This window comes from Cupriavidus sp. H18C1 (genome assembly GCF_049311595.1).
In the GTDB taxonomy this organism is placed as follows: Bacteria; Pseudomonadota; Gammaproteobacteria; order Burkholderiales; family Burkholderiaceae; genus Cupriavidus; species Cupriavidus cauae.
Genome location: NZ_CP186008.1, coordinates 792,306 through 810,393, shown reverse-complemented (window position 1 = coordinate 810,393; position 18,088 = coordinate 792,306). Strand labels below are relative to the sequence as shown.

The 18,088-nt window shown below is 65.8% G+C and carries 13 protein-coding genes, 1 tRNA gene and 4 pseudogenes; all 18 read left to right on the top strand.

The window, feature by feature from the left end; translation table 11 throughout:
- The first annotated feature begins 41 nt into the window (after positions 1-41).
- The 18 genes and pseudogenes from rpsO (at position 42) to nuoL (ending at position 18,082) form a co-directional block, all read left to right on the top strand.
- Positions 42-312: pseudogene (rpsO, locus tag OJJOAM_RS03795) on the top strand (30S ribosomal protein S15).
- Between the two features lie 554 nt (positions 313-866).
- The gene (pnp, locus tag OJJOAM_RS03790; protein ID WP_149319388.1) at positions 867-3,038 is read left to right on the top strand and encodes a polyribonucleotide nucleotidyltransferase; all 2,172 of its coding nucleotides are present in this window, start codon (positions 867-869) and stop codon (positions 3,036-3,038) included.
- Between the two features lie 212 nt (positions 3,039-3,250).
- A pseudogene (locus OJJOAM_RS03785) lies at positions 3,251-4,256 on the top strand (NAD(P)H-quinone oxidoreductase).
- Positions 4,257-4,482: 226 nt separating this feature from the next.
- The gene (tpiA, locus tag OJJOAM_RS03780; protein WP_422649485.1) at positions 4,483-5,190 is read left to right on the top strand and encodes a triose-phosphate isomerase; all 708 of its coding nucleotides are present in this window, start codon (positions 4,483-4,485) and stop codon (positions 5,188-5,190) included.
- A gap of 45 nt (positions 5,191-5,235) precedes the next feature.
- The gene (gene secG / locus OJJOAM_RS03775) at positions 5,236-5,604 is read left to right on the top strand and encodes a preprotein translocase subunit SecG (RefSeq protein WP_149319385.1); all 369 of its coding nucleotides are present in this window, start codon (positions 5,236-5,238) and stop codon (positions 5,602-5,604) included.
- A 199-nt stretch (positions 5,605-5,803) separates the two neighbouring features.
- A tRNA-Leu gene (locus OJJOAM_RS03770) sits at positions 5,804-5,889 on the top strand.
- A 169-nt stretch (positions 5,890-6,058) separates the two neighbouring features.
- A complete protein-coding gene (locus tag OJJOAM_RS03765) occupies positions 6,059-6,418 on the top strand; it encodes an NADH-quinone oxidoreductase subunit A (RefSeq protein WP_144828915.1) in 360 nt (119 codons plus the stop codon).
- 6 nt (positions 6,419-6,424) lie between these two features.
- A complete protein-coding gene (locus OJJOAM_RS03760) occupies positions 6,425-6,907 on the top strand; it encodes a NuoB/complex I 20 kDa subunit family protein (protein ID WP_006156837.1) in 483 nt (160 codons plus the stop codon).
- Between the two features lies 1 nt (position 6,908).
- Positions 6,909-7,508, top strand: coding sequence for an NADH-quinone oxidoreductase subunit C (locus tag OJJOAM_RS03755; protein ID WP_265632245.1), 600 nt, complete (start codon positions 6,909-6,911; stop codon positions 7,506-7,508).
- A 19-nt stretch (positions 7,509-7,527) separates the two neighbouring features.
- Positions 7,528-8,781 carry an NADH-quinone oxidoreductase subunit D gene (locus OJJOAM_RS03750; RefSeq protein WP_149319383.1) on the top strand — a complete coding sequence of 418 codons (1,254 nt, stop codon included), beginning with the start codon at positions 7,528-7,530 and terminating at the stop codon, positions 8,779-8,781.
- A 166-nt stretch (positions 8,782-8,947) separates the two neighbouring features.
- A complete protein-coding gene (gene nuoE, locus OJJOAM_RS03745; RefSeq protein WP_422648908.1) occupies positions 8,948-9,448 on the top strand; it encodes an NADH-quinone oxidoreductase subunit NuoE in 501 nt (166 codons plus the stop codon).
- Position 9,449: 1 nt separating this feature from the next.
- Positions 9,450-10,746: pseudogene (gene nuoF / locus OJJOAM_RS03740) on the top strand (NADH-quinone oxidoreductase subunit NuoF).
- A gap of 12 nt (positions 10,747-10,758) precedes the next feature.
- Positions 10,759-13,125: an NADH-quinone oxidoreductase subunit NuoG gene (gene nuoG / locus OJJOAM_RS03735; RefSeq protein ID WP_422648907.1), complete on the top strand. Its 2,367-nt coding sequence runs from the start codon at positions 10,759-10,761 to the stop codon at positions 13,123-13,125.
- Positions 13,126-13,155: 30 nt separating this feature from the next.
- Positions 13,156-14,220 (top strand): NADH-quinone oxidoreductase subunit NuoH, encoded by a 1,065-nt coding sequence (gene nuoH, locus OJJOAM_RS03730; RefSeq protein WP_053821440.1) that lies wholly within the window; start codon positions 13,156-13,158, stop codon positions 14,218-14,220.
- A gap of 98 nt (positions 14,221-14,318) precedes the next feature.
- Positions 14,319-14,810, top strand: a complete 492-nt coding sequence (gene nuoI / locus OJJOAM_RS03725) for an NADH-quinone oxidoreductase subunit NuoI (RefSeq protein WP_149319379.1) — start codon at positions 14,319-14,321, stop codon at positions 14,808-14,810.
- Between the two features lie 126 nt (positions 14,811-14,936).
- Complete coding sequence (locus OJJOAM_RS03720; RefSeq protein WP_149319378.1) at positions 14,937-15,578, top strand: NADH-quinone oxidoreductase subunit J; 642 nt, start codon at positions 14,937-14,939, stop codon at positions 15,576-15,578.
- Between the two features lie 15 nt (positions 15,579-15,593).
- Positions 15,594-15,899 (top strand): NADH-quinone oxidoreductase subunit NuoK, encoded by a 306-nt coding sequence (gene nuoK / locus OJJOAM_RS03715; protein ID WP_006576687.1) that lies wholly within the window; start codon positions 15,594-15,596, stop codon positions 15,897-15,899.
- Positions 15,900-15,971: 72 nt separating this feature from the next.
- Positions 15,972-18,082: pseudogene (gene nuoL / locus OJJOAM_RS03710) on the top strand (NADH-quinone oxidoreductase subunit L).
- Positions 18,083-18,088 lie beyond the last annotated feature (6 nt).

Here is an 18,088-nt window from a genome sequence, read left to right as displayed (position 1 = left end):
CGGCCCTGGCGCTGCGACGTTCGCAAGTGAAAGGAAACATCATGTCCGTAGCCGATATCAACAAGTCCGAAGTCATCAAGCAGTTCGCCCGCGGCGCCAACGACACCGGCAGCCCCGAAGTGCAGGTCGCTCTGCTGACCACGCGCATCAACGAACTGACCCCCCCACTTCAAGGCCAACATGAAGGATCACCACAGCCGCCGCGGTCTGCTGCGCATGGTGAGCCGCCGTCGCCGCCTGCTGGACTACCTGAAGTCGAACGACGCCGATCGTTATCGCGCGCTGATCGAGAAGCTGGGTCTGCGCAAGTAAATTGCGCCAGGCTGCTCGGATCGGGGGAAGGGAAGAGGATGGCGATGCCGATGCCGGCATGGTCGGCACTGTCGGTCCTCGCACCGCACGCCCCGGCGTGACGCCAGGATGCCTGCGTCAGCTCTGCTGATGCAGGCATTTTGTTTTTTGCGGCGCCGAATCGGCGGTGGCGGCCAATGCCGCGAAGCCGAATGACGCCGCGGGCGGCCGGCCTGCCCGGGCGCCGTTGCCGTTGCGCCACGATGCGCAACGGAGTAAGTTAATTCGTTCTTTTCATTCATGACACCGGAGTCCGGCAAGGAAACAGGGCCTTGTGTCATTCCAGCGCCTCATCGAATATCGGCAGCGATCGTTTCACCTTGATCGCTGTGCATCGATCGTTGTGCATCGATGCCGCGGCGGCGACCGCGGTGACGCGCTGGAATGGCATAGCACTTCCCTGCGACCGCGCCTGACAGCGATCCGGCAGCAATGCCCGCGGCTGCATCACGCGGGCGCCGGCACGCCGGCGGGCCCGATGGTCCGTCGCCGTGCAAGCACACAGGGGAACGCTCATGTCCATGTTCAATAAGGTCGTCAAGCAATTCCAGTGGGGCCAGCATACGGTCCGCATGGAAACCGGCGAAATCGCCCGCCAGGCCGGCGGCGCGGTGCTCGTCGATGTCGAGGACACCGTGGTGCTCGCCACCGTGGTGGCCGCCAAGCAGCCCAAGCCGGGCCAGGATTTCTTCCCGCTGACGGTCGACTACATCGAGAAGACCTATGCCGCCGGCAAGATCCCGGGCGGCTTCTTCAAGCGCGAAGGCCGTCCGTCGGAGAACGAGACGCTGACCTCGCGCCTGATCGACCGTCCGCTGCGCCCGCTGTTTCCGGAAGGCTTCTATAACGACGTGCAGGTGGTGATCCACGTCGTCTCGCTGAATCCCGAAGTGCCGGCCGATATCCCGGCGCTGATCGGTGCCTCGGCCGCGCTGGCCGTTTCCGGCATTCCGTTCAACGGTCCCGTCGGCGCCGCGCGCGTCGGCTACCAGAACGGCCAGTACCTGCTGAACCCGACCCGCAGCCAGCTGGCCAGCTCGGACCTCGACCTGGTCGTTGCCGGCACCGAGCGTGCCGTGCTGATGGTCGAATCGGAAGCCAACCAGCTGTCCGAGGACGTGATGCTGGGCGCCGTGGTCTACGGCCACGAACAGATGCAGGTCGCGATCAACGCGATCCACGAGCTGGTGCGCGAGGGCGGCAAGCCCGAGTGGAACTGGGCGCCGGCGCCGAAGAACGAGGCGCTGATCGCCAAGGTTGCCGAGGTCGGCTCGCCGCTGCTGCAGGAGGCCTATCAGATCCGCCAGAAGTCGGCGCGTTCGCAGAAGGTCAAGGAAGCCTACGCCGCGGTCGAGGCCCGTCTGGCCGAAGCCGGCGTCGAGTTCGACAAGGTCGAGGTCGGCAACATCCTGTTCGATCTGGAAGCCAAGATCGTCCGTGGTCAGGTGCTGGCCGGCGAGCCGCGCATCGACGGCCGCGACACGCGCACCGTGCGCCCGATCGAGATCCGCTCGTCGGTGCTGCCGCGCGCGCACGGATCGGCGCTGTTCACCCGCGGCGAGACGCAGGCGCTGGTGGTGGCCACGCTGGGCACCAAGAGCGATGAGCAGATCATCGACGCGCTGGCCGGCGAATACCGCGACCGCTTCATGCTCCACTACAACATGCCCCCGTTCGCCACCGGCGAAACGGGCCGCGTGGGTTCGCCCAAGCGCCGCGAGATCGGCCACGGCCGTCTCGCCAAGCGCGCGCTGATTCCGGTGCTGCCGGCCGAGGACGAGTTCGCCTACACGATCCGCCTGGTTTCGGAAATCACCGAGTCGAACGGTTCGTCGTCGATGGCTTCGGTCTGCGGCGGCTGCCTGGCGCTGATGGACGCCGGCGTTCCGGTCAAGGCGCACGTGGCCGGCGTGGCCATGGGCCTGATCCTGGAAGGCAACAAGTTTGCCGTGCTGACCGACATCCTGGGCGACGAGGACCACCTCGGCGACATGGACTTCAAGGTGGCGGGTACCGACAACGGCATCACCGCGCTGCAGATGGACATCAAGGTCCAGGGCATCACCAAGGAGATCATGCAGGTCGCGCTGGCGCAGGCCAAGGAAGGCCGCCTGCATATCCTGTCGAAGATGCAGGAGGCGATGGGCCATGCGCGCACCGAGCTGTCGGAGCACGCGCCGCGCATGATCACGATGAAGATCCATCCGGACAAGATCCGCGAGGTCATCGGCAAGGGCGGCTCGACCATCCAGGCGCTGACCAAGGAAACCGGCACCACGATCGACATCCAGGAAGACGGCACGATCACGATCGCGTCGACCTCGACCGAGGGCATGGCCGAGGCCAAGCGCCGCATCGAGGGCATCACCGCGGAAGCCGAAGTGGGCAAGATCTACAACGGCACCGTGCTGAAGCTGCTGGACTTCGGCGCTATCGTCAACATCCTGCCGGGCAAGGACGGTCTGCTGCATATCTCGGAGATCGTCAACGAGCGCGTCAAGGACATCAAGGACTGGCTGAAGGAAGGCCAGCAGGTCCGCGTCAAGCTGATCCAGGCCGACGAGAAGGGCCGCCTGCGTCTGTCGCTGAAGGCGGCGATGGCCGAGGAGGGCGGTTCGATCGCGCCGCTGGCCAACGCGGAAGCGCCGGCAGCGCCGGCCGAACCGACGGGCGGCGAGCAGCAGTAAGCCGATCCGGAGCCGCCGTTCCCGCGCCAGCGGGGCGACGGTGTCTCCGGCGGGCGCAATGCATGCGGAAAAACGGCTGGGCGATGCCCGGCCGTTTTTTGTTTACACTGCCGCCAGTCCCTCAGGGCAGGCGCGTTCGTTCGCGCTTTCTTTTTCCCCTTTCCGCATCCCTACCGCGCGCCAGGCGCGGTTTCAGTTTTCAAGGAGCCAGCATGCAAGCCATCGAGATCCGCGAATACGGCGGCCCCGACGTGTTGCAGCCGACCGAACGTCCCGATCCGGCGCCCGGTCCCGGTGAAGTCCTGATCCGCGTTGCCGCGGCCGGCGTCAACCGGCCCGACGTGTTCCAGCGCACCGGCAACTATCCGGTGCCGCCGGGGGGCCTCCGATCTGCCCGGTCTCGAGGTCGCGGGCGAGATCGTCGGCGGCGATCTGTCGCATCCGGATAATCGCTTCGGCCTGAAGGTCGGCGACCGCGTCTGCGCGCTGGTGCAGGGCGGCGGCTACGCGCAGCTGTGCACCGCGCCGCTGGCGCAGTGCCTGCCGGTGCCGCAGGGGCTGAGCGATATCGAGGCGGCGGCCTTGCCCGAGACCTTCTTCACGGTGTGGAGCAACGTGTTCGACCGCGGCTATCTGGGTCGCGGCCCGCGCGGCAAGGAAGAGACGCTGCTGATCCAGGGCGGTTCGAGCGGCATCGGTACGACCGCGATCCAGATCGCGAAGGCGCTCGGCCACAAGGTCTTCGTCACCGCCGGCAGCGACGAGAAGTGCCGCGCCTGCGAGGACCTCGGCGCCGACCACGCGATCAACTACAAGACGCAGGACTTCGCCGCCGAGGTCAAGACGCTGACCGGCGGCCGCGGTGTCGACGTGATCCTGGACATGGTGGCCGGCCCGTATCTGGCGCGCGAGCTGTCGTGCATCGCCGACGATGGCCGCATCGTGATCATCGCGCTGCTCGGCGGCGCCAAGGCGGAGATCCCGCTCGGCGACATCCTGCGCCGCCGCATCACCGTCACCGGGTCGACGCTGCGTCCGCGCCCGGCCTCGTTCAAGGGCGAGATCGCCCGCGCGCTGCACGAGCACGTGTGGCCGCGGCTGGCCGACGGCAGCATCAAGCCGGTGATCCACCAGGTGTTCCCGGCCGCGCAGGCTGCCGACGCCCATCGCCTGATGGAGTCGAGCGAGCATGTCGGCAAGATCGTGCTGACCTGGTGACAGGCGGCACGGCCTGTCACGGTCCGGCTCGGCCCCCCGGCCGGACCGGGCGGGTGGGGCCGGGCGAGACTAGGCTACCGGGCAACTGGGCGAGACTGGTGGGGGCGGACGACGCGCGCTTTCCGCCCGATCGGCGTAGCGCCCGGTCCCGGCGCACGGTAGAATAGCGGGTTTGATTTTGAGAGGCGCTTTCGTGAGACAAAAGCTCGTCATCGGCAACTGGAAGATGCATGGCAGCCTGGCTGCCAACGAGGCCCTGCTGAACGGTATCAAGGCTGGCGCCCCTGCGGGTGCGAGCCTCGCGGTGTGTGCGCCGTTCCCCTATCTGGCGCAGTGCCAGGCGTTGCTGGCGGGCAGCCGAGTCGCCTGGGGTGCCCAGGACGTGTCGGCCGAGGCGCGCGGCGCCTTCACCGGCGAGGTGGCGGCATCGATGCTGGCCGAATTCGGCGCCAGCTACGTGCTGGTCGGGCATTCCGAGCGCCGCACCTATCATGGCGAGAGCGATGCCGCTGTCGCCGCCAAGGCGCTGCGGGCCCTCGAATTCGGCATCGTGCCGGTGATCTGCGTCGGCGAGACGCTGGCGCAGCGCGAAGCGGGCGAGACCGAGGCCGTGGTCGGCCGGCAGCTGCAGGCGGTGCTGGAAGCGCTGTCGGTGGAGCAACTGGGCCGCGTGGTGCTGGCCTACGAGCCGGTCTGGGCGATCGGTACCGGTAAGACCGCCAGCAAGGAGCAGGCCCAGGCCGTGCACGCCTTCCTGCGTGCCCAGGTCGCCGCGCGCGACGCCGGCGTGGCGCAGCGCATGGCGATCCTGTACGGCGGCAGCGTCAAGCCGGACAATGCGGCCGAGCTGTTCTCGATGGCCGATATCGACGGCGGCCTGATCGGCGGCGCCTCGCTCAAAACCGAAGATTTTCTCGCGATCGGCAACGCCTGATGCCGGCCGCACCGACCGTCTGAATCAGGCAAGCGAATCGAATCCATGGCAATTCTGAAAACTCTATTGATGGTCGCGCAGGTGCTGTCGGCACTGGGCGTGATCGGCTTGGTGCTGCTGCAGCACGGCAAGGGCGCCGACGTCGGCGCGGCGTTCGGCTCGGGCGCCTCGGGCAGCCTGTTCGGCGCCACCGGCTCGGCCAACTTCCTGTCGCGCACCACGGCCGTGCTGGCCACGCTGTTCTTCGTCTGCACGCTGGCGCTGACGCTGCTGGGCAACTATCGTCCGTCGGCCTCGCTGGGCGTGATGGGCGCGGCTCCGCAGACCGCGCCGGCCCCGGCCGCCTCGGTGCCGGCTGCATCGGCCCCGGCCGCTGCCGCATCGGCGCCGGCGGCTCCCGCCGTGCCGAAATAATCCGGCATTCGCGCCCGGGATTGCCGAACATTTTGCACTTGTGCATTGAACAAAGTGGCGATCATGGGTTAGAATGCAGGGCTTGAAACGATTCCCCAGCGACGGTTCCTGGCGGTGCAGCCAAATAGCAAAAATGGCCGCAAAACCAGCATACCGAAGGGCTTGAAACCCGGCGCCAGGCAATATTGTTTCTCCCCCAGCCGACGTGGTGAAATTGGTAGACACGCTATCTTGAGGGGGGTAGTGGCGAAAGCTGTGCGAGTTCGAGTCTCGCCGTCGGCACCAAACAACTTGATCGGAGTCTGCTCCCGGGCAATGCCCCGGTGAGGGGCTCCGGCAGTCCGCAAGGCGGCGCCGTGATGTCTGCGCAATGGCGTTGGGCGCTTGGGGTGGGCAACAGGACGCCGCTTCAGCTGGTGCTGTTGACAACATTCCAGATAAGGCTGGCCGTACCTTGAATCTCGAAGCCTATTTCCCCGTTCTCATCTTCATCATCTTCGGCGTGGTGCTCGGCCTCGCGCTGATGTCGATCGGCCGGATCCTGGGTCCGAACAAGCCCGACGCCGCCAAGCTCTCGCCTTACGAGTGCGGCTTCGAAGCGTTCGAGGACGCGCGCATGAAGTTCGACGTGCGCTATTACCTCATCGCCATCCTTTTCATTCTGTTCGATCTCGAAACCGCTTTCCTTTTCCCGTGGGGCGTCGCCCTGCAGGACATCGGCTGGCCGGGTTTCATCGCCATGGGCGTGTTTCTGCTGGAATTCATCGTGGGCTTCGTCTACATCTGGAAAAAGGGCGCGCTCGATTGGGAGTGATGTGAAATGGCAATCGAAGGCGTTCTGAACGAAGGCTTCGTCACGACTACCGCTGACAAGCTGATCAACTGGACCCGCACCGGGTCGCTGTGGCCGATGACCTTCGGCCTGGCCTGCTGTGCCGTGGAAATGATGCATGCCGGCGCCGCGCGCTACGACATGGACCGCTTCGGCGTGATCTTCCGCCCGTCGCCGCGCCAGTCGGACGTGATGATCGTGGCCGGCACGCTGTGCAACAAGATGGCCCCCGCTCTGCGCAAGGTGTACGACCAGATGGCCGAGCCGCGCTGGGTCATCTCGATGGGCTCGTGCGCCAACGGCGGCGGCTACTATCACTACTCGTATTCGGTGGTGCGCGGTTGCGACCGGATCGTGCCGGTCGACATCTACGTGCCGGGCTGCCCGCCGACGGCCGAAGCGCTGATCTACGGCATCATCCAGCTGCAGAACAAGATCCGCCGCACCAACACCATCGCGCGCAAGGGTTGACATGGCCAAGCTCGATACCCTGAAGACCGCGCTGGAGAAGGCGCTCGGCAATCGCATCGGCAAGCTGGTGGAGTCGTTCGACCAGCTGACGCTGATCGTCAAGGCCGACGACTACCTCGAGGTGGCCCGCATCCTGCGCGACGATCCGTCGCTGCGGTTCGAGCAGCTGATCGACCTGTGCGGCGTCGACTATTCCACCTATGGCGACGGCGCCTGGGACGGTCCGCGTTTCGCCGCGATCTCGCATCTGCTGTCGCTGACGCATAACTGGCGCCTGCGCGTGCGCGTGTTCGCGCCGGACGACGACATGCCGGTGATCCCGTCGCTGATCGACGTGTGGAACTCGGTCAACTGGTTCGAGCGCGAGGCGTTCGACTTCTTCGGCATCATCTTCGAAGGCCATCCGGACCTGCGCCGCATCCTGACCGACTACGGTTTCGTCGGCCATCCGTTCCGCAAGGACTTCCCGGTGTCCGGCTATGTCGAGATGCGCTACGACCCCGAGCAGAAGCGCGTCATCTATCAGCCGGTCACGATCGAACCGCGCGAGCTGACGCCACGGGTGATCCGCGAGGAAAACTACGGCGGCCTGAAGCACTGACCGGCACTGAGAACCCGCGATGGCAGATATCAAGAATTACACCCTGAACTTCGGTCCGCAGCACCCGGCGGCGCACGGCGTGCTGCGCCTGGTGCTGGAGCTGGACGGCGAAGTGATCCAGCGCGCCGATCCGCACATCGGACTGCTGCACCGTGCCACCGAGAAGCTGGCCGAGCAGAAGACCTGGATCCAGAGCGTGCCGTACATGGACCGTCTCGACTACGTGTCGATGATGGCCAACGAACACGCCTACGTGATGGCGATCGAGAAGCTGGTCGGCATCGACGTGCCGATCCGCGCGCAGTACATCCGCGTGATGTTCGATGAGATCACGCGCCTGCTGAACCATCTGATGTGGATCGGCTCGCACGCGCTCGACGTCGGCGCGATGGCGGTGTTCCTGTACGCGTTCCGCGAGCGCGAGGACATGTTCGACATGTACGAGGCGGTCTCCGGCGCGCGGATGCACGCGGCCTACTATCGTCCGGGCGGCGTCTATCGCGACCTGCCCGACACGATGCCGCAATACAAGGCGTCCAAGGTCCACAACGAGCGGGCGATCAAGGCGATGAACGAGGCGCGCTCCGGCTCGCTGCTCGACTTCATCGAGGATTTCACCAACCGCTTCCCGAAGTACGTCGACGAGTACGAGACGCTGCTGACCGACAACCGGATCTGGAAACAGCGCCTGGTCGGCATCGGCGTGGTCAGCCCGGAACGCGCGCTGCAGATGGGCTTTACCGGCCCGATGCTGCGTGGCTCGGGGATCGAGTGGGACCTGCGCAAGAAGCAGCCCTACGAGGTCTACGACAAGCTCGACTTCGACGTGCCGGTCGGCGTGGGCGGCGACTGCTATGCGCGCTATCTGGTGCGGGTGGAAGAAATGCGCCAGTCCAACCGCATCATCAAGCAATGCGTCGACTGGCTGCGCCGCAATCCGGGCCCGGTGATGAGCGACAACCACAAGGTCACGCCGCCGTCGCGCGTCGACATGAAGTCGAACATGGAAGAGCTGATCCACCATTTCAAGCTCTTCACCGAAGGCATTCGCGTGCCGGAGGGCGAGACCTACGCGGCGGTGGAGCACCCGAAGGGCGAGTTTGGCATCTACGCGATCTCCGACGGCGCGAACAAGCCGTACCGCCTGAAGATCCGCGCACCGGGCTTCGCCCACCTGGCCGCGCTCGACGAAATGGCCAAGGGCCACATGATCGCGGACGCGGTGACGATCATCGGTACGCAGGACATCGTGTTCGGCGAGATCGACCGCTAACGACGTGCCGCCGCCGGACGACGATCCGGACCGACCGCGGCAAGCCGGCATGGGGCTCATGCCTGCGAGGACAACGCAGCGACGGCTGCAACTGATGCGGACCGCGCCACCGGCTGGCGCGCTTCGCTTGTATATCGGCGCATTAGGCAACACCACGGCAACGACCATGCTATCAGCAGAAGCTCTCAAGGAAATCGATCGCGCGATCGCCAAGTATCCGGCCGACCAGAAGCAATCGGCCGTGATGGCGGCATTGGCCGTGGCGCAGGGCGAAGTGGGCTGGGTGTCCCCGGAAGTCATGGAATTCGTGGCCAAGTACCTCGACATGCCGCCGGTGTGGGTGGAGGAAGTGGCCACCTTCTACAACATGTACGACACCAAGCCGGTCGGCCGCTACAAGCTGGCCGTCTGTACCAACCTGCCTTGCGCACTGTCCGGTGGCGAGCGTGCCGGCGAGTACCTGAAGCGCAAGCTGGGCATCGACTACAACGAGACGACCCCGTGCGGCACCTTCACGCTGAAGGAAGGCGAGTGCATGGGCGCCTGCGGCGACGCCCCGGTGATGATCGTCAACAACACCCGCATGTGCAGCTTCATGAGCGACGCCAAGCTCGACGCGCTGGTCGACGAGCTCAAGGCCGAAGCCGCTGCCAAGGGGGACAAGTAATATGACCTGTCGGCACGACCGCCATATCCAGCCGCTGATCCTGGCCGGGCTGGATGGCAAGAACTGGCATCTGGAAGACTACGTCAAGCGCGGCGGCTATCAGCAGCTCAAGCGCATCCTGACCGAGAAGGTGCCGCCCGAGCAGGTGATCGCCGACGTCAAGGCCTCGGGCCTGCGCGGCCGCGGCGGCGCGGGCTTCCCCCACCGGCCTGAAGTGGAGCTTCATGCCGCGTCAGTTTCCGGGCCAGAAGTACCTGGTCTGCAATACCGACGAGGGCGAGCCGGGCACGTTCAAGGATCGCGACATCATCCGCTACAACCCGCACGCGCTGATCGAGGGCATGGCCATCGGCGCGTACGCGATGGGCATCACCGTGGGCTACAACTACATCCACGGCGAGATCTGGAACGAATACAAGATCTTCGAGGAAGCCCTCGAAGAGGCGCGCGCGGCCGGCTTCCTGGGCGACAACATCCTGGGCTCGGGCTTCAGCTTCCAGCTGCATGCCCACCACGGCTATGGCGCCTACATCTGCGGCGAGGAAACCGCGCTGCTCGAATCGCTGGAAGGCAAGAAGGGCCAGCCGCGCTTCAAGCCGCCGTTCCCGGCCAGCTTCGGCCTGTACGGCAAGCCGACCACGATCAACAACACCGAGACCTTCGCCGCGGTGCCGTTCCTGCTGGCCGTCGGTCCCGAGAATTACCTGAAGATGGGCAAGCCGAACAACGGCGGCACCAAGATCTTCTCGGTCTCGGGCGACGTCGAGCGTCCCGGCAACTACGAGATTCCGCTCGGCACGCCGTTCGCGACGCTGCTGGAACTGGCCGGCGGCATGCGCGGCGGCAAGAAGCTCAAGGCCGTGATCCCGGGCGGCTCGTCGGCGCCGGTGGTGCCGGCGGACCTGATGATGGCGTCCGACATGGACTACGACTCGATCGCCAAGGCCGGCTCGATGCTGGGCTCGGGCGCGGTGATCGTGATGGACGAGACGCGCTGCATGGTTCGCTCGCTGCTGCGCCTGTCCTATTTCTACTTCGAAGAATCGTGCGGCCAGTGCACGCCGTGCCGCGAAGGCACCGGCTGGCTCTACCGCATGGTGAACCGCATCGAGCATGGTGAAGGCCGCCAGGAAGACCTGGAACTGCTCAACAACGTTGCCGAAAACATCATGGGCCGCACCATCTGCGCGCTCGGCGATGCGGCGGCGATGCCGGTCCGCGGCATGCTCAAGCACTACTGGAAAGAGTTCGAATATCACGTCGAACACAAGCAGTGCATGGTTCCGGCCTACATCTAAGCGTGGCAGAACATGGTTGAACTCGAAATCGACGGCAAGAAGGTTGAGGTTGCGGAAGGCAGCCTGGTGATGGAAGCGGCCCGCAAGCTGGGCACCTACATCCCGCACTTCTGCTATCACCGCAAGCTGTCCATCGCGGCCAACTGCCGCATGTGTCTGGTCGAGGTCGAAAAGGCGCCGAAGGCGCTGCCGGCCTGCGCCACGCCGGTCACCGCGGGCATGAAGGTCTTCACCAATTCGGAGAAGGCGGTCAAGGCCCAGAAGTCGGTGATGGAATTCCTGCTGATCAATCACCCGCTCGATTGCCCGATCTGCGATCAGGGCGGCGAGTGCCAGCTGCAGGATCTGGCGGTCGGCTACGGCGCCTCGGAATCGCGCTACAAGGAAGAGAAGCGCGTGGTGTTCCACAAGAACGTGGGCCCGCTGATCTCGATGGAAGAGATGACGCGCTGCATCCACTGCACCCGCTGCGTGCGCTTCGGCCAGGAAGTGGCCGGCGTGATGGAGCTGGGCATGCTGAACCGCGGCGAGCACTCCGAGATCACGACCTTCGTCGGCAAGACGGTGGACTCCGAGCTGTCGGGCAACATGATCGACCTGTGCCCGGTCGGCGCGCTGACCAGCAAGCCGTTCCGCTACACCGCGCGGACGTGGGAACTGTCCCGCCGCAAGTCGGTGTCGCCGCACGACGGCCTGGGCGCGAACCTGATCGTCCAGTCGAAGAACCACCGCGTGATGCGCGTGCTGCCGCTGGACAACGAAGCCGTCAACGAATGCTGGCTGTCGGACCGCGACCGTTTCTCGTACGAGGGCCTGAACAGCGCCGATCGCCTGACGCGGCCGATGATCAAGCAGGACAACCAGTGGCTCGAGACCGACTGGCAGACCGCGCTCGAATACGTCGCCAACGGCCTGGCCGGCATCAAGCGCGAGCATGGCGCCGACCAGATCGCCGCGCTGGCCAGCCCGCACGCCACCGTCGAGGAGCTCTATCTGCTCGGCAAGCTGGTGCGCGGCCTCGGTAGCGACAATATCGACTTCCGCCTGCGCCAGGCCGATTTCTCGGCGCCGGTAGCGGGCGCACCGTGGCTCGGCATGCCGATCGCGGACGTGTCGACGCTGCAGGGCGCGCTGGTGATCGGCGCCTCGCTGCGCAAGGATCAGCCGCTGCTGGCCTCGCGCCTGCGCCAGGCTGCCAAGAAGGGTGCACGCGTCGCCGTGCTGGGCGCCAGCCCCGAAGATCTGCTGATGCCGCTGGCGGCGCGCATCGCCGTGGCGCCGTCGGCCTGGGCCGCCGCGCTGGCCGGCGTGGCCCGCGCGGTCGCGGCCGCCAAGGGCGTCGCCGCTCCGGCCGGTACGGACGGTTTCGACGGTGGCGCGCTGGCCGAGGCGGCCGCGCAGGCCCTGCTGTCGGGCGAGCGCCGTGCCGTCTTCCTCGGCAACGAGGCGGTCCGCCATCCGCAATTCGCCGCGCTGCACGCGCTGGCGCAATGGATCGCCGACAACACCGGCGCCACGCTGGGTTTCCTGACCGAAGCGGCCAACACCGTCGGCGCGCATCTGGTCGGCGCGCTGCCGCGCCAGGGCGGGGCCGATGCCCGCGCCATGCTGGAGTCGCCGCGCAAGGCCTATGTGGTGCTGAACGCCGAACCCGAGTTCGACACCGCCGACCCGCAACGCGCGCTGGCCGCGCTGAGCCAGGCCGGCACCGTGATCGTGCTGTCGCCGTTCCGCTCCGACGCCGCGCTGCAATATGCCGACGTGATCCTGCCGATCGCGCCGTTCAGCGAGACCTCGGGCACCTACGTGAACTGCGAAGGCGTGCCGCAGAGCTTCAACGGCGTGGTGCGTCCGCTGGGCGAGACCCGTCCGGCGTGGAAGGTGCTGCGCGTGCTGGGCAATCTGCTCGACGTGCCGGGCTTCGACTACGAGACCGCCGAGTCGGTCCGCGACGAAGCGCTGGCCGAAGCGATCGGTCCGCGCCTGAACAACCGCACGTCCGCCGCGATCCAGGTCGCCGCGCCGTCGGCCAACGGCGCCGTGCCGGCGATCGAGCGCGTCGCCGACGTGCCGATCTACCACTCGGATGCGATCGTGCGCCGTGCCGATTCGCTGCAGCTGACCGCTGCCGCGCGCCGCGCGATGCAGGTGGGCCTGTCGGCCGACCTGTTCGCCGCGCTCGGCGTGGCCGCCGGCGATCCGGTGCGCGTGACGCAAGGGCAGGGCAGCGTGGTGCTGCCGGCCGTGCTTGAAGAAGGTCTGCCCGCCAATACGGTGCGCGTGTCGGCGGCCACGCCGGCCGCCGTCGGCCTGGGGCCGATGTTCGGCACCGTGCTGGTGGAAAAGGCGGTGGAACTGGCCCCGGTGGCCGCGGCTTAAAGAAGCGAATACGACAGGCGAGAGAGAAAGATGATCGATTGGATTACCTCGCAGGGACAGGCCGTCTTCGGTGGCGCATGGACGCCGCTGTGGATCCTGATTCGCGCCGTGGTCATCGTGGTGCCGCTGCTGCTGTGCGTGGCCTACCTGATCCTGTGGGAGCGCAAGCTGATCGGCTGGATGCACGTGCGGATCGGCCCGAACCGGGTCGGCCCGCTGGGCCTGCTGCAGCCGATCGCCGACGTGCTGAAGCTGCTGCTCAAGGAAGTGATGACGCCCTCGCAGGTCAGCAAGGGCCTGTACCTGATCGCGCCGCTGATGGTGCTGATGCCGGCCGTGGCGATCTGGGCGGTGATCCCGTTCCAGGCCGAGGTGGTGATGGCCGACGTCAACGCCGGCCTGCTGTATGTGATGGCGATCAGCTCGGTCGGCGTCTACGGCGTGATCCTGGCCGGCTGGGCCTCGAACTCGAAGTACGCCTTCATCGGCGCGATGCGTGCCGCGGCGCAGATGGTGTCGTACGAAATCGCGATGGGCTTCGCGCTGGTCACGGTGCTGATGGTGTCGGGCAGCCTGAACCTGTCGGCGATCGTCAACGGCCAGAACACCGGCTACTTCGCCAACATGGGCCTGAACATCCTGTCGTGGAACTGGCTGCCGCTGCTGCCGATGTTCGGCGTCTACTTCATCTCGGGCGTGGCCGAAACCAACCGCCACCCGTTCGACGTGGTGGAAGGCGAATCGGAAATCGTGGCGGGCCACATGATCGAGTACTCGGGCATGGGCTTCGCGCTGTTCTTCCTGGCCGAATACATCAACATGATCATCATCTCGACGATGACCGCGCTGATGTTCCTCGGCGGCTGGGCGCCCCCTGTCGACAGCGTGGTCACCAACGCGATCCCGGGCTTCTTCTGGCTGCTGATCAAGGTGTTCCTGCTGCTGTCGGTGTTCATCTGGATCCGCGCCTCGTTCCCGCGCTACCGCTACGACCAGATCATGCGCCTGGGCTGGAAGGTCTTCATTCCGCTGACCGTCGCATGGCTGATCATCGTGGCGATCTGGATCAAGTCGCCCTGGAACATCTGGCACTGAAATCGCCGCCGATCCCGGCCACGAAGCCGGCCGGGACGGGCCAAACCGGGCCGCGGCGCACGCGCCGCGCCCGGTGGAATTACTAGGAAGCAATCGTCATGCTGCTCGCCATCAAGGACTTCTTCAACAGCCTGCTCCTGAAGGAACTCTTCAAGGGCATGGCCTTGACCGGCCGCTATCTCTTCGCCCGCAAGATCACGGTGCAGTTCCCCGAGGAGAAGACGCCGATCTCGCCGCGCTTCCGCGGCCTGCACGCGCTGCGCCGCTATCCGAACGGCGAGGAGCGCTGCATCGCCTGCAAGCTGTGCGAAGCGGTCTGCCCGGCGCTGGCCATCACGATCGAGTCGGACGTGCGCGCCGACGGCACCCGCCGTACCACGCGCTACGACATCGATCTGACCAAATGCATTTTCTGCGGCTTCTGCGAGGAAGCCTGCCCGGTCGACGCCATCGTCGAAACCCAGATTCTCGAGTACCACGGCGAGAAGCGCGGCGACCTGTATTTCACCAAGGACATGCTGCTCGCGGTGGGCGACCGCTACGAGCCGCAGATCGCGGCGGCCAAGGCGGCGGACGCGAAGTACCGCTGATCGCGCCGGGCGCGCGCATCGGGCCGCAAGGCTTCATATTGAATCGGGCCCCGCGAGGGGCACTAGAAGGATGCCGCAAGGGCAGGCCGCCGGGGGTGGCCTGTGCCGTGCGGCACGACGAGAACCATGGAATTCACGACCACCATCTTCTACGTCTTCGCAGTGGTGCTGGTGCTCTCCGCACTGAAAGTCATCACCGCCAAGAACCCGGTGCACTCGGCGCTGTACCTCGTGCTGTCGTTCTTCACGGCAGCCGCGCTGTGGATGCTGCTGCAGGCCGAATTCCTCGCCATCCTGCTGGTGCTGGTCTACGTCGGCGCCGTGATGGTGCTGTTCCTGTTCGTCGTGATGATGATCGATATCGATATCGAGCACCTGCGGCGCGATTTCTGGACCTATGTGCCGCTGGCCTCGGTGGTGGGCGCGCTGATCATCGCCGAGATGGCGATCGTGCTGGTGCGCAACTTCATCGGCACCACGCAGCCGCTCAAGCCGATGCCGCAGGGCTCCGACTACTCGAACACCGGCGCGCTCGGCCAGGTCATCTACACCGACTACATCTACGCCTTCGAGGTGGCCGGCATCATCCTGCTGGTGGCCATCATCGCCGCGGTCGCGCTGACGCTGCGCCGCCGCAAGGACACCAAGGCGCAGGACGTGTCCGAACAGCTGCGCACCCGCCGCGCCGACCGCGTGCGGCTGGTCTCGATGCCGGCACAGACCGCGCAAGCCGCCGGCGAGCAAGCCGACGCCGCCAACAAGAACTGAAGATCGGGGAACGACGTGCTCTCTCTCGCCCATTTCCTGGTGCTCGGTGCGATCCTGTTTGCGATCAGCATCGTCGGCATCTTCCTGAACCGCAAGAACGTGATCGTGCTGCTGATGGCGATCGAGCTGATGCTGCTGGCGGTCAATATGAACTTCGTCGCCTTTTCGCACTATCTGGGCGATCTGGCAGGCCAAGTCTTCGTTTTCTTCATCCTGACGGTGGCCGCCGCCGAGTCGGCGATCGGTCTGGCAATCCTGGTCGTGCTGTTCCGCAATCTGGACACGATCAACGTCGACGACCTGGACGCGCTCAAGGGCTGATGCCCGCGAGCCGATCCTGTCGAAACACGTCACCCAACCGACCGCACCCGACCGCACACCAACAAGCGTCCTATGGCAACCACGCTCAACCCCAACCTGCTGCTCGCGATTCCGCTGGCGCCGCTCGCCGGCGCGGCCATCGCGGGATTGTTCGGCACCAAGTTCTTCGGATCGTTCTCGTCGGAGACGCGCGCCGGCCGCGCCATCGCCCACACCGTGACCATTCTCGGCGTGGCGATCGCCTGCCTGCTGTCGCTGCTCGTGCTGCGCGACGTGATGGTGGATGGGGCCAGCTTCAACGCCACCGTCTATGAGTGGATGGTGCTGCCGTTCAACGGCCATCCGCTGAAGATGGAGGTCGGCTTCCTGGTCGACTCGCTGACCGCGATGATGATGGTGGTGGTGACCTTCGTCTCGCTGATGGTGCACATCTACACCGTCGGCTACATGCAGGGCGACCCCCGGCTACAACCGCTTCTTCGCCTACATCTCGCTGTTCACCTTCTCGATGCTGATGCTGGTGATGAGCAACAACTTCCTGCAGCTGTTCTTCGGCTGGGAAGCGGTGGGCCTCGTCTCGTATCTGCTGATCGGCTTCTGGTACACCCGTCCGACCGCGATCTTCGCCAACCTGAAGGCCTTCCTGGTCAACCGCGTCGGCGACTTCGGCTTCATCCTCGGCATCGGCCTGCTGCTGGCCTACAGCGGCAGCCTGAACTACACCGAGGTGTTCGCCGCGCGCGACCAGCTGGCGACCGTGACCTTCCCGGGCACCGACTGGATGATGCTGACGGTGGCATGCATCTGCCTGTTCATCGGCGCGATGGGCAAGTCGGCGCAATTCCCGCTGCACGTGTGGCTGCCGGACTCGATGGAAGGCCCGACCCCCGATCTCGGCGCTGATCCACGCGGCCACCATGGTGACCGCCGGCATCTTCATGGTCAGCCGCATGTCGCCGCTGTTCGAGCTGTCCGACGCCGCGCTGTCCTTCGTGCTGGTGATCGGCGCGATCACCGCGCTGTTCATGGGCTTCCTGGGCATCATCCAGAACGACATCAAGCGCGTGGTCGCGTACTCGACGCTGTCGCAGCTGGGCTACATGACGGTCGCGCTGGGCGCCTCGGCCTACCAGGTCGCGGTGTTCCACCTGATGACCCACGCCTTCTTCAAGGCGCTGCTGTTCCTGGCCGCAGGCTCGGTGATCATCGGCATGCACCATGACCAGGACATCCGCAACATGGGCGGCCTGCGCAAGTACATGCCGATCACCTGGATCACCTCGCTGGTCGGTTCGCTGGCGCTGATCGGCACGCCGTTCTTCTCGGGCTTCTACTCGAAGGACTCGATCATCGAGGCCGTGGCCGAGTCGCACATCGCCGGTTCGGGCTTCGCCTACTTCGCCGTGATGGCGGGTGTGTTCGTCACCGCGTTCTACTCGTTCCGGATGTACTTCCTGGTGTTCCACGGCGAAGAGCGCTTCGGCAAGCCGCACCTGCACCACGACCACGCCGAGGAAGAGGAAGAGGCGCATGGCGGCGACCATCACCATGGCCTGGCCCCGGGCGAGAAGCCGCACGAGTCGCCGTGGGTGGTGACGCTACCGCTGGTGCTGCTGGCGATCCCGTCGGTGGTGATCGGTGCGATCGCGATCGAGCCGATGCTGTTCGGCGACTTCTTCAAGAACGGCGTGGCCTTCCAGAACGTGATCTTCGTCGGCGAGAACCATCACGCGATGCGTGAGCTGGCCGAGATGTTCCACGGCTGGGTCGCGATGGGCATCCACTCGCTGCAGACCCCGGTGCTGTGGCTCGCGCTGGCCGGCGTGGTGCTGTCGTGGTTCTTCTACATGAAGCGCCCGGACATCCCGGCCGCCATCCAGCAGCGCTTCAGCGGCGTGTACAAGTTGCTCGACAACAAGTACTACATGGACGCCATCAACGAGGCGGTGTTCGCCCGCGGTGCGCGCCTGCTTGGCACGGGCCTGTGGAAGGGCGGCGACCAGGGCCTGATCGACGGCCTGCTGGTCAACGGCGCCGCGCGCGTGGTCGGCTGGGTCGCCTCGGTCAGCCGCTACGTGCAGTCCGGCTATATCTATCACTACGCATTCGCGATGATCCTGGGCATGCTGGTGCTGCTGTCGATCACGATCTTCGGCTCGGCTAGCGCGGTGGGCGCCAAGTAAGGAATA